The sequence below is a fragment of the Halomonas qinghailakensis genome (assembly GCF_025820815.1).
Lineage (GTDB): Bacteria > Pseudomonadota > Gammaproteobacteria > Pseudomonadales > Halomonadaceae > Vreelandella > Vreelandella qaidamensis.
Map to the genome: position 1 here is coordinate 1,492,891 of NZ_CP096973.1, position 12,585 is coordinate 1,505,475.

The window sequence follows — 12,585 nt, forward strand, 5'->3', positions numbered from 1 at the left end:
CGCTATCCTTTTGCCGCAGGGCTAGCCGTTGGTCGCGGCTTTACCGTGGCATCGCGAATTTCGTCATGATAATTGACGATAAAGGAGTTAAGCGTTTCTTCAATAAATGAGGGTAGGCGTCGTTTGGTAATCAGGGAAATGCCTTCCAACACCATGTTCATGGTGATGAGTCGCTCTTCCGTTCGCCGCTCTAGCTTGACGGCAATAGGCTTGAACACTAGGTTAGCCAGCAAAATACCATAGAACGTTGTCAGCAGGGCTACTGCCATACGCGGGCCAATAACATCAAGATCTCCCGCATCCATTACTTCCAGCATATTGACCAACCCCACCAATGTGCCAATCATACCGAAGGCGGGCGCGTAGGTGGCCATGGTACGAAATATCTGCGCCTCAGCATGCTCTCGCGCTTTTAATCGTGCGATGCGCCAGCGCAACATATCGAAAATTTCGTCTTCTTTTGTATTCGCAATTACTAATTGAATGCCGGTGCGCAAAAAGGGGTTTCGAGTATGCTCTAGCTCCTTTTCAACCGCCCTGACATCTCCTTTAAACCATAGCCGCGCCATGGAAACCAGCTCGTTAATGTCATCGCGCACATAGGTATTTTCACGCCGAAAGACTAGGCCTACTAAGCGCACTACACGGAGCACTTCCTTCAGTGGATAACTGATAAAGGTCGCTGCCAAGGTACCCGTCACTACAATGGCTAACCCCGGTAAATTAAGAAAACTCTCGGGTGACTCTGCGGTAAAAAACAGCACGCTTACTAGCAATACCATGCTGGCAAAAATGCCGATCAACGTAGATGGATTCATCAACGGCTCCTCGCCGGTTATTAGCGATTTAAATAGGTCTTAGGCGGCATCATACAAACGAGCACGAAGCCTGCTAATTGCTTGGCTGTGGAGCTGGGAGACGCGAGACTCAGTCACGCCCAGTACTGCTCCCACTTCTTTAAGGTTCAGCTCTTCTTGGTAATACAACGCCATTAACAGCTTTTCGCGCTCGGGCAACGCCTCAATAGCATCAATTAACGACTGGCGCTGCTGGTGGTCTAACAGCTGATCGAAGGGCAAATTGTTTGCATCTTCTTTTGCTGGCTCACTCCCTTCGGCCACTAGCTCTTCAAAGGGCAGTAATTGACCACTATTAGTATCATTGAGTAATTGTTGATACTCATTCAGAGGCATTGCTAAATCCCGCGCAATTTCGCTCTCTTCTGGCGGGCGTCCTAACTGCTGTTCAAGGCGTCTCACTGTATTATCGACGGCCCTAGCAGAGCGACGGACGCTACGAGGCAACCAGTCACGCGTGCGCAACTCATCCATCATAGCGCCGCGAATACGCTGGCTTGCAAACGTGGCAAATGTTGCCCCCTGGGAAGCATCAAAACGCCCCAACGCTTCTAATAAACCCACCATGCCCGCCTGAATAAGATCATCTAACTCAATACTCGCGGGTAATCTTACCTGCAGCGTTAAGGCCTGACGCCTTACCAGTGGCATGTATTGAGTTAACAGCTCGCTCTGTTTAATCCTGCCTTGTGCTGTATACATCCTGATGCCTCACGGCTAAACACTGTTCACTGGTAGTTCACGATCACTTGCAATTTCTGCACTCGCACTGGTCGCTGGCCCGGTGCTAATGAGAAACGAAAGTGCAGCGGCCCATCCACCTGTTTACCGGCTAATGCTGAAGTCATCCCCCGCATTGCCGTTAAGGGAACGCACTGTTCAGGATGACATAGCCACGCATTCACTGGCGTATTGGCTGGCATTTGAAAGCGCCAATGAATACGCCCTATCACAGCACCTTCTACCTGTGCCTCCGTTGGTGGTTCAATAGGCTGGCTACTGATTGCGCGGTCACTCATCGTGACAAACACGCTGGGTACCTCTGTACTCCAACTTCCAGTCGCGGCATAGACACTTCCGCTGACAACGCTTAGTGCCACCATCGCTATGCTTTTGAGCAGTCGAGCGGGCGTTGGGCCAACGGCTAACCAGCCGATTTTAAAGCTAACATTTTTTGGGCTAGCATTTTTGAAACAAATCATTAGGTGAAAACTTCTTGCGTCACATGTGTGTTGCGGCGGTGCTTCTTGAAACTGGTAGGCAGGTGCATTGTTATTCCTTATAAAAGCACTGGATACCGCAGTTAAGACGCGGCCACATTGCGTCAGGCTAGCGTTATCGCGCAAGCAGTAAAAGCTCTATATCCAGATAGTAACGGGCTGCTTCTCGTAAGTTATCGAGCAGGCCTCTGCGCGACAAATGAGGCTCATGCAATGCTAACAACTGCCTTGGACCACCGTTTTCATGCACGTGTCGAAGAACACGATACATCTGTGCGAAGGCATCAGCATCGCTATTAATCCACAAGGCCCAGCGCGAGTAGCGAGCTTTCAGTTGGCTAAGGTCGTCGGCTTCAGCATTAACGATGCGAATGTCCCAATCATCCGGATCACCAGCCCAGCGACGGCCTAATACCGACCACTGCGCCAAGCGACCTTTTACTTTTGCCACCTGCTGCTCTCCACCGTTAAGCAGACCAACCACAATAAGCGGTTTTTGCGGAACTGGCGTTGGCGTTGGCGTTGGTGTTGGCGTTGGCGTTGGCGTTGGCGTTGGCGTTGGCGTTGGCGCAGCGATTAACGGCGACATTATATGATCTGTCGTATTCTCCCGTGGCTCAACCGCCAACTTCTCTTCCACAGGCTCGCCCCCAGCAGGTTCGCCCTCTACTGATGGCACTTGGCGCTGCTGGCGCTGTAAATCTGCCCACTTGCGAAGGCCCGCCGCCTGATCGTCGGCGCTCATACCAGCCCCTCTCGGCTAACGCTGCTAAGTTGGCGAATAGCATCACGCGCCATAAACGCGTGGACAAGCGCATCTAACATCGCTGTATCGCGCCGTTTGCGCGCGGTGCCCAGTAGTCTTAATAGATCGGAACGCAGCGCTACCGACGCCTCATCGCTAGCAGCATCTAGGTGCCCCACTGTTGCAGCGATACCACTGGCCATCAACAAGCGCACTTCGGTACTTACCTCACCGTTATCCGCCTCTTTCAACTGCTGCCAAGCACGTTTGGTTAGGCTCGATAACCCTTCGCTTTGAAGCTGGATAACCAGCAGCGAAAGTACGTCTGCGCCTAATCGGGCAGGCGTTAGCCAGTAACGACGCGCGATACGTTTGCCATTTTCCGGATCACGAACATCACCAACCCATGCCAATAGCGGAGTGCCAGCGGCATCTTCCACCTTGATATAAGTACTCCATAGCTGCATCGTTTGGCCACGAAAGCGCAGATCAGTGTGATGTGAAAGCGGGCTATCTGTGAATAGCTGGCGCTGGGTATAACGTTCGCCCTGACAGTATACCCGCTGGGCAGCCGTTACTAGTGTGATCCAAGTCAGGTGTTGGTCTTCTAGCCACGCTAACGTGGTAGGGTCAGGGAATACAGGTAGCAAATGTACTGCCGCTCCCATCGCTTCACCCTGGTGTAACAGCCGTGTGTGCCAACCCGCTGGTTGACGATGCTGCAAGCTGGTTAACGCAAGCCAACCACCGTCTGCATCTATTCCGACATCAGGCATCGTCCAGTCACAGCCGCGTTCGTTTCGGCGGGGAAACCATGCCATGCCTAGCCCCTTTCCCGCACAAGGCACGCTTACTAATAGCGCATCGAGACGTTTATCTTGCAGCACGCCAGGCAAAGAGGCGATATCCCAGACAGACTCTAACGCTGAGAAGCCGACCACCCTGTCACGTAGCCGCGTCAGTACAGAGCTAAGGCGTCGGCCTTGGCCAAGCACGTCGCGGGACCAGCGTGGCAAAGTTACCGACTGAGCACCCATTGAATTCCCTGCAGCAGGGAAGCTGTGTGACTCTTTCCCTTGGTTTGGATGAGCAGTAAGCGCTTGGTCAATTAATGCAGCAGGGTCAGCAACCGCCATATCCTCAGGAACCTGCTGTCCGTAAGAACCGAATAGCACGCGCATGCCATGGCGCATGACAATATCAAGCACGGGCGCTAAACGCCCGGCTTCGTCCTGCTTGGTAATAATACAATCATCTAACTCAGCGCCTGCTGCCCGCGCCGCTTGGCGATAGCGCAATACGACCTCTTCCAGCGTTTCAGGCTGGCTGGCGGCATTCAGCAACAGCACTAATCGCACGGACGCTTTCCCGCCTTGCAACTGAGCAATTTGCTCAATCACACGCTGGTCCCGCTGGCTCATACCAACGGTGTCGATAATCACCCATTGCTTACCTTGCAAACGACCTACTAGCTCATCTATCGGTTGTTCGGTATCTAAGGCGTACATGGGGGTATCAAGCAACCGGGCATAGATTCGCAGCTGCTCGTGGGCACCAATGCGGAAGCTGTCGGTGGTGACAAGCGCCACGGGACGCGTCCCATGGCGCATCACAAAACGTGCTGCTAACTTAGCCGTGGTAGTCGTTTTACCCACCCCCGTTGGCCCCACCAGCGCCACAATACCCGCCTGATCAAAAAAGCCGTTTTCCTCTTTTAATACAGGCAGTCGCGCCATTAGCTGGTCACGAAGCCATGCCATAACAAGCGTGCTATCAGCCTCTGGCTGAGCCAGTGCCGCTGGCAGTTCAGCGAGCACTTCGTCACTTAGCTCTTCGCTAAAACCAATGCTCAACAGCTGCTGGCGTAATCGAGCTTGAGGGGCGATGTAACCCTCTGTAGCAGGCAGCTCGGCAGCTGACTGCCGCTGAGAAAGCAGCTCACGCATCTCCTGCATCTCACGCAGTAAGCGCTCACTCATCACTTGAAGCGGATCAGAATCGCGTGGTGGGAATGCCACCTGAGAAACAGAAGTAGACGGTGGGAGCGCTGAGGGAGAAGGCTCGAAATGATCGACGGCTTCATCTGCCATCGCCAAAATTTCAACACCGCCCTCGGTACGACGATTGGCCACAATTAAAGCGTCCTCGCCCAATGCTTCACGCACTTGGCGCATCACATCACGACTGTTTGCTCCAACAAACCGTCTTACGCTCATGCTTTATCTGTGCCTCTATTTGATGGCTTAAAACCAATGCTATGTATCACTCTCATGTCCGCCCTCCGACTACCGTGGTGACTCGCAACGTGCGGTCATCTGGCACTTCCGCCTGGGACATTACTACCAAATGACGCATACGACGACGTAAGAAACGCGATAAAACAGCACGCAGCGAGTGCTGCACCACCAGCACCGGCGCTTCACCGCTACCTTCATGACGCTCTAGTGCTTGCTGCGCCTGGGTCATTAGCGTATCAGCAAGTCCTGGCTCCATCGCACCATTACCGTTCATTGCCTGCATCAGCACTTGCTCTAACTGAGCATCTAGTCCCATCACGTTGAGCATTTCCTGGCCAGCAAACCACTGTTGGGTAATTGCTCGACCCAAGGCAATGCGCACTAAGGCGGTCAGCTCATTGGCGTCTTTCTGCTGTCCTGCATGCTCTGCCAGGGTATCTAGCACGGAACGCATATCACGAATCGAGACATCTTCATCCAGCAAGTTTTGCAAAATGCGTTGCAGCACGGTGAGCGAAATAGCTTTGGGTACGACCTCTTCGACGAGCGATTTTTGATCTTCCCCCAGCTTGTCGAGCAGTTTTTGTACTTCTTGACGCCCCAGCATTTCAGGCGAATGACGATGGAGCAGGTGGTTTAAGTGAGTGGCAATCACCGTGCTAGCATCTACGACGGTGTAGCCGTACACCTGGGCATGTTCACGCTGATTGGCATCAATCCAAACAGCAGGCAAACCAAAGGCTGGATCTTGAGTAGGCGTGCCCTGCAGTTCCCCAGAGACTTGGCCTGGATCGATTGCTAACCACTTGCCTGGCTGCGCTTCTGCTCGCCCGATTTCGGCCCCCTTCATAGAAAGGACATAGGTATTAGGCGGTAGCTCCAAGTTATCGCGTATATGCACTACTGGCGGCAAGAAACCAACTTCTTGAGCAAATTTCTTACGCACACTTTTTATACGCCCGAGTAGCTCTCCTTTCTGGCGGGAATCCACCAAGGGAATAAGACGGTGCCCTACTTCAAGGCCTAGCGTGTCAACCAGTTGCACATCCTCCCAGCTGGCTTCTGGGGTTTCCTGTTGGGGAAGCGGTGTGGCCGTTATTTCTTCTTTTACTAGTGCCTGCTCTTTTTGGCGAATGAGGAACCACGCTAATCCCCCCAGCAGCGCTGTGAAAATAAGAAATACTAGGTTCGGCATACCGGGTACCAAACCTAACAGCCCCATCACCATAGCAGACAAGATCATGACCTGTGGGTTTACGAACAACTGGCTGATCATTTGCTGGCCAACATCTTGATCAGTATTGACGCGCGAGACAGTGACACCCGCGGCGGTAGAGATAACTAGCGCAGGTATCTGGGCCACCAGGCCATCACCAATAGTTAATAACGTATAGGTACGCGCTGCATCCGCAAAGCCCATATCGTGCTGCATCATGCCGATCAATAACCCGCCGATAATATTGACCACCATAATGACCAAACCGGCCATGGCATCACCACGCACAAACTTACTGGCACCGTCCATAGAGCCGTAGAAATCGGCCTCTTGAGCGACCTCAGCGCGGCGCTTTTTAGCATCTTCTTCGCCGATTAAACCGGCGTTGAGGTCCGCATCAATGGCCATCTGCTTACCGGGCATCGCATCCAGCATAAAGCGCGCCCCCACTTCGGCAATACGCCCAGCGCCCTTGGTAATAACCATGAAGTTGATGATCACAAGGATCAAAAAGACCACCAGGCCAACGGCGAAATTCCCGCCGACCAGGAAGGTACCAAACGCCTCAATCACCTTACCGGCCGCATCGCCCCCTTCGTGGCCTTCCATAAGTACGACACGAGTCGACGCTACATTAAGCGATAGACGTAAAAGTGTTGTGAACAAGAGAACAGCAGGAAATGCCGCAAAATCGAGCGGTTTTTGCGCAAACATGCTGACCAGTAACACCATAATGGCCAGCGCGATATTAAACGTGAACAGCAAATCGAGCGCAAAGGGCGGCAAGGGCAGAATCATCATGCCCAAAATCATCAAAATCAGCAGCGGCCCTGCGAGCAACTTCATGCGCACATCGCCCATCCAATCGCGCTGATTGATCAATTGGGTTAAGCCTTTCATGATTGCGCCTCACTGCCACCGGTGTCCCGCTTGGAACGTTCCATGTCGGGGGGAACCGGTAAGTTGTCTGGGGTTGGGGGCACCTCGCCTCCTTGTTGTGCAACCTGTTTCAGGCGGTAGGCCCAAGCCATCACTTCAGCAACCGCAGTATATAGCTCTGCAGGCACTTCAGCGTCTAAGTCCACGTGATGATACAGGGCACGCGCTAAGGGCGCTGCTTCCAATAGCGGCACACCAGCCTCTCGCCCTATTTCACGGATACGCGCGGCCACTGCATCGGCCCCTTTGGCCACCATCCGCGGCGCACCCATACTACCTTCCTGATACTTCAGGGCCACCGCATAGTGGGTAGGGTTGGTGATGATAACGTCGGCGTCAGGCACTTTGCTCATCATTCGTCCCCTCGCCATGGCTTGCTGCTGCTGGCGAATACGGCCTTTAACGTGGGGATCGCCTTCCGACTCTTTGTGCTCTCGCTTAACCTCTTCCTTGCTCATACGCAGCTTTTTCGCATTGCTCCAAAGCTGAAATGGCACGTCAATCAGAATAACCACAATTAACGACAAAACGATCAGACCCGCAGCAAGGGCCGACATATTCAATGCCGTGGCCAACGCTTGTTGAATGGGCTGATTCATTAGCCCCATAAATTTGCCGAGGTTGGCATACAGAAATGCTGACGCAATGCCGCCGACCAGAATTGATTTGGCAATCGCCTTGGCTAACTCAATCAATGCCTGCGTCGAAAAAATACGCTTTAACCCTTTAACTGGATTTAACTTTGACAGTTTAGGCTGCATCGACTTTGCGGAAACTAACCATCCTCCCAATAGGGCGGGGGCGACCAGCGCAATCACTGTCAACAGTAAGAACAGCGGCAGCATTGCAATCAGTGTGCGCTGGCCTAGATCCAACGCATTAACCAGCATCGGCATGCTCTCCATGGCGTGACGACGCTCGAATAAGAAAGCCTGCTCCATCACCATGCCTAACTGGTCATAGAGCATTTGTCCCATGCTCCATAGTCCAATGACGCCGCCTAATAGCAGCAAAAAGGTCGCCAGTTCCCGAGACCGGGGGACTTGACCTTCCTCACGCGCTTTGTCTAAGCGTCGGGGCGTGGCCTCTTCTGTTTTTTCCTGATCGCTATCGTCATCTGCCATGCGGCCATCCGGCGGTATCTTGCGTGGCTTATCATAAATTCAGCCGCCCCGAAGGACGGCTGAATGGAAGCCTATACTGCCATAGGTAGGGCGTTACAATGTCTTAATAACCACCCATTAAAAGCCCAATTCGTCCAATAAGTCGTCTACTTGGTCCTGACCGGTAACAATATCAGGAGAATTTTCCTTCACCTGAGGACCGTTCAACAGCTCTTCATTGCGACGCGCATTATCATTTTTCCACTGATCTTCTGCTTTGCGCTGCATCGACTCTCTTGCCTGAGCACCAGGCACATTATCGATTAATACCTGCACAAGCTGATGCTCAATCTCGCGAATGACATCCATCATCTTCTTGATAACTTGGCCGGTAAGATCCTGGAAATCCTGCGCCATCATAATATCGAGCAGCTCTTTGTTCGTGGCGGCAGCGATAGTGGGTACGTCACTCAGATACGTTCGTGTCTCTTTTACCAACGCCTTGGCATCATCAAGCTCTTTTGGCGCTTCAAACCACTCAGACCAGCGCTTATCCAACGCTTCAGCACGATCTGAAAGCTGGTCTTGCAAGGGCTGCGCTCGGTCAATAGCATTTAACGCACGATCAGCCGCCTGCTCGGTCATGGTCGCCACATAATGCAATCGATCACGCGCGTCAGGAATAGCTTCCGCTGCTTTTTCGATCTCTTTATCTAGGCCCAACTCGCGCATATTATCGCGCAACATGCGAGTAAGCTTACCGATGCGAAAGATCAAATCTTCCGCAGCATCTTCGGACAGCTGGGTATCGCTAGCCTGCTCATGCTGACTCATCGTGTTATCTCCTCGTTAACCGAGTACTCAGGCGCTGCCGCGTCATTTACCCATTTTCTCGAAAATTTTGTTTAGCTTCTCTTCGAGTGTGGCAGCAGTAAATGGTTTTACGACGTAGCCGTTAGCACCCGCTTGGGCAGCCGCGATGATGTTCTCTTTCTTGGCTTCTGCGGTCACCATTAATACTGGCAAGCCTTTTAACGCCTCATCTTGACGAATTTCTTTAAGCATTTCTAAGCCGTCTAGATTGGGCATATTCCAATCAGATACGACGAACTCGAAGTTTCCAGCGCGCAGCTTATTTAAGGCATCTTGGCCATCTTCCGCTTCATCGACATTGGTAAAACCTAGCTCTTTTAGCAAGCTACGAACAATCCGACGCATGGTGGGAAAGTCGTCAACTACTAAAAAACTCATATTCTTGTCGGCCATCGGTCATCCTCTCGTTCAAAGTATGTCGTCACAATCATTCTTAAAACAGGCTGTTTTAAGCCAGTCGTCAAAGCAACGTTTATAAACAACATCCACAACATTCATAAAACAGCTTTAAAACCAAACCAAAAACCGCCTGCTAATTAACTAATTAAACTATCGATTTAAGCTACTATCGGTGTTGTCCCATTAAAACGCTTCCCAAGCGTCGTGATCGGCAGGTTCAGGCGTGCGGCGCGGCGTAGCCACGTGCTTAGCTGTCGGCTCACGTGATTGTTGAGGGCTGGGTGGCAGCGCTTGGCGCTGTGGTTCACCATGGTCAGTCAACAAAGCAAAGACAGCCACCGCCTCTTCTAGCTTGTTTGCCTGCTCCTCAAGCGACATCGCTGCGGCAGTGGCTTCTTGCACTAATGAGGCATTCTGCTGAGTTGTTTCATCCATCTGCCCCACGGCTTGGCTTACCTGCGTGATGCCGTCGCTTTGTTCCTGAGATGCAGCGGAAATTTCATCCATAATATCGGTCACTCGACGAACGGCAGTCACCACATCAACCATCGTGGTACCCGCTTGTTCTACCAGCGTAGAGCCTTGCTTGATTTGGGAAACAGAGGCCTCAATCAGCGTTTTAATCTCTTTAGCAGCATCCGCACTGCGGCTAGCAAGGTTGCGTACCTCGCCGGCTACGACGGCAAAACCACGCCCTTGCTCTCCGGCACGCGCCGCTTCTACAGAGGCATTAAGTGCTAAGATATTGGTTTGAAAAGCAATAGAGTCAATGACACTGGTAATATCGGCGACCTTCTGGGAACTGGTAGAAATACCGTGCATGGTGTTCACTACTTGCTCTACCACTTGCCCGCCTTGCTCAGCAGTGGTGGAAGCATCTGCTGCCAAGGTGCTTGCCTGGCGGGCATTATCGGCATTCTGCTTAACCGTTGCCGTCATCTGCTCCATGCTGGCAGCCGTTTCTTCAATCGACGCGGCCTGCTGTTCTGTGCGCGCAGACAAGTCTGCGTTGCCTCTCGCGATCTCCTGAGTACCGTGATGAATTTCACTGCTACCTTCACGCACCCGGGTCACAATCGCCGTCAGGTTTTGCTGCATCGTGCCCATTGCTGCAAACAACCGACCGACTTCATTATTGCCTGAGGCGGGGACAGGCTCCGTTAAATCGGCCTGGGAAATTTTGTCTAGACGTCTTACCGCGTCGTTTAGTGGTGCGATGACCGTGCGGCGTAAAGCAACGTAAATTATCAGCGTCACCAAAAGCGCGATGGTGACGGCAAACACGTTGATTAGCATAAACCTATTGCCTTGGATCTCGGCTTCGCTACGAATGCTTTCTACACGTTGAAACCCATACTGCACGAAGGCGGTAACACTATTGGACAACTTGCTGAGTGGTTCAACCAGCTCTCCTCTAAGCCGGTTGAAAGTATTAATGTCCATTGTTTCGAACGTTGCATGCTGCTGTTTAACTAAGCCAATAACCTCACGGAAGTCTGTCTCTAAGGTATTGCCTAGGGCTTCACCCTGGTCAGTCCGAGGAGTTGCAACAAAGCTCTCAAAACGCTCTTCGGCGCGCTCAATTCGATCCAGAGCAATATCGACCTGGGCATTGGATTGACGTGTTTGACCGACCATTAAAAAGTTAGATGCTGTTTCCATGGCCAGCATCGCCTGGTTGAGCAACGAGTCTGCGCGATTAATCTCGTTGAGCTGACCATTACTGATGAGGCTATAGGTTGACAAATTAGCCTGAGCATTGCGATCTGACAGGAAGCTAATACTGGCTAACACCAGGATTAGGATGGCAAAGCAAGCAAGCGCGACGATAACCGCAGAATGAATATTGATCTGACGCAGTGAGCGTGTCATTTTTTGTGCCCCTTATAATAATCGTAATGGGGTGGTTATACCCGCTGAGCACGCCCTGAAGCGGCAATTAAGGCCATCAAGCGTGATGGAATATCCTCTAAAGCAACCACATCTACCGCCCCCCCTACTGCGATGGCTTCTCTTGGCATGCCAAATACCACACAGCTTTCTTCGTTTTGGGCAATGGTGGCAGCTCCCGCTTGACGCATTTCTAACAGTCCTGTGGCGCCGTCTTTCCCCATCCCGGTCAAAATCACCCCAATGGCATTTTTCCCTGCATGTTTTGCGGCAGAACGGAATAACACATCCACAGAGGGGCGATGACGATTCACCGGTGGGCCATCATTAAGGCGCGCCACGTAGTTAGCACCGCTACGTACAAGCTCAAGATGTTGGTCACCCGGTGCAATATAGGCATGGCCTGGTAAGACCCGCTCGCCATCGGTGGCTTCTTTTACGCTAATCCGGCACAGCCTATCCAGCCGCTCAGCAAAGGAGCGCGTAAAGCCTCCGGGCATGTGCTGAGTAATCAAAATGGCAGGCGCATTCGCAGGAAGCGGCTCAAGAACCGAACGAATCGCCTCGGTACCGCCGGTAGAAGCACCGATAATAATGAGCTTCTCACTGGAGACCATAGGAGCTTTCAGCTGCGTGGGCGGTGGCGCATTTTTGTGACGGGCTTGGCGTGGACGCGAGCGGGCAGCCGCACGCAGTTTATCGGTAATTTCAGCCGCATATTCCATCATGCCATTACGAATACCCAAGCTTGGCTTGGCGACAAAATCCAACGCTCCTAGCTCTAAGGCACGCAGCGTAATTTCTGAGCCACTTTGGGTTAGCGATGACACCATGAGCACTGGCATAGGGCGGAGTCGCATTAGTCGCTCAAGGAAATCAAGCCCATCCATCCGCGGCATTTCCACGTCAAGTGTCAGTACATCAGGATTGTGCTGCTTGATTAAATCTCTAGCTGCAATGGGGTCAGGCGCCACAGCGACGACTTCCATGTCTGGCTGTGAGTTGATTATCTCAGTCAACAAGTCTCGAATCAGCGCCGAGTCATCGACGCACAACACTTTGATTTTGGCTGCGTTCAAAGCACGCCTCCTTTATACGGTAGCCAC

Annotated in this window: 11 protein-coding genes; all 11 read right to left on the reverse strand. The window is 52.3% G+C overall.

The genetic code is table 11. The annotated features are described in order from the left end of the window. Window positions 1–2: 2 nt before the first annotated feature. Window positions 3–818, reverse strand: a complete 816-nt coding sequence (locus M0220_RS07050; protein ID WP_030074254.1) for a motility protein A — start codon at window positions 816–818, stop codon at window positions 3–5. Between the two features lie 39 nt (window positions 819–857). Further along, window positions 858–1,559: an RNA polymerase sigma factor FliA gene (locus tag M0220_RS07055; protein WP_030074255.1), complete on the reverse strand. Its 702-nt coding sequence runs from the start codon at window positions 1,557–1,559 to the stop codon at window positions 858–860. Between the two features lie 26 nt (window positions 1,560–1,585). After that, window positions 1,586–2,059, reverse strand: a complete 474-nt coding sequence (locus tag M0220_RS07060; RefSeq protein WP_198023738.1) for a flagellar protein FlhE — start codon at window positions 2,057–2,059, stop codon at window positions 1,586–1,588. A 133-nt stretch (window positions 2,060–2,192) separates the two neighbouring features. Next, window positions 2,193–2,822 (reverse strand): hypothetical protein, encoded by a 630-nt coding sequence (locus M0220_RS07065; protein ID WP_264019018.1) that lies wholly within the window; start codon window positions 2,820–2,822, stop codon window positions 2,193–2,195. After that, window positions 2,819–5,038 carry a flagellar biosynthesis protein FlhF gene (flhF, locus tag M0220_RS07070; protein ID WP_264019019.1) on the reverse strand — a complete coding sequence of 740 codons (2,220 nt, stop codon included), beginning with the start codon at window positions 5,036–5,038 and terminating at the stop codon, window positions 2,819–2,821. The genes M0220_RS07065 and flhF overlap by 4 nt, the downstream gene beginning before the upstream one ends. A 52-nt stretch (window positions 5,039–5,090) precedes the next feature. After that, window positions 5,091–7,175 carry a flagellar biosynthesis protein FlhA gene (gene flhA / locus M0220_RS07075; protein ID WP_264019020.1) on the reverse strand — a complete coding sequence of 695 codons (2,085 nt, stop codon included), beginning with the start codon at window positions 7,173–7,175 and terminating at the stop codon, window positions 5,091–5,093. Continuing rightward, window positions 7,172–8,338 carry a flagellar biosynthesis protein FlhB gene (gene flhB / locus M0220_RS07080; RefSeq protein WP_264019021.1) on the reverse strand — a complete coding sequence of 389 codons (1,167 nt, stop codon included), beginning with the start codon at window positions 8,336–8,338 and terminating at the stop codon, window positions 7,172–7,174. The genes flhA and flhB overlap by 4 nt, the downstream gene beginning before the upstream one ends. Window positions 8,339–8,455: 117 nt before the next feature. Next, window positions 8,456–9,151 carry a protein phosphatase CheZ gene (cheZ, locus tag M0220_RS07085; RefSeq protein ID WP_030074261.1) on the reverse strand — a complete coding sequence of 232 codons (696 nt, stop codon included), beginning with the start codon at window positions 9,149–9,151 and terminating at the stop codon, window positions 8,456–8,458. A gap of 42 nt (window positions 9,152–9,193) precedes the next feature. After that, window positions 9,194–9,583 (reverse strand): chemotaxis response regulator CheY, encoded by a 390-nt coding sequence (gene cheY, locus M0220_RS07090; protein WP_030074262.1) that lies wholly within the window; start codon window positions 9,581–9,583, stop codon window positions 9,194–9,196. A gap of 189 nt (window positions 9,584–9,772) precedes the next feature. Beyond that, window positions 9,773–11,461 carry a methyl-accepting chemotaxis protein gene (locus tag M0220_RS07095; RefSeq protein WP_264019022.1) on the reverse strand — a complete coding sequence of 563 codons (1,689 nt, stop codon included), beginning with the start codon at window positions 11,459–11,461 and terminating at the stop codon, window positions 9,773–9,775. Window positions 11,462–11,496: 35 nt separating this feature from the next. After that, the gene (locus M0220_RS07100; RefSeq protein WP_030074264.1) at window positions 11,497–12,558 is read right to left on the reverse strand and encodes a protein-glutamate methylesterase/protein-glutamine glutaminase; all 1,062 of its coding nucleotides are present in this window, start codon (window positions 12,556–12,558) and stop codon (window positions 11,497–11,499) included. Between the last annotated feature and the right edge of the window lie 27 nt (window positions 12,559–12,585).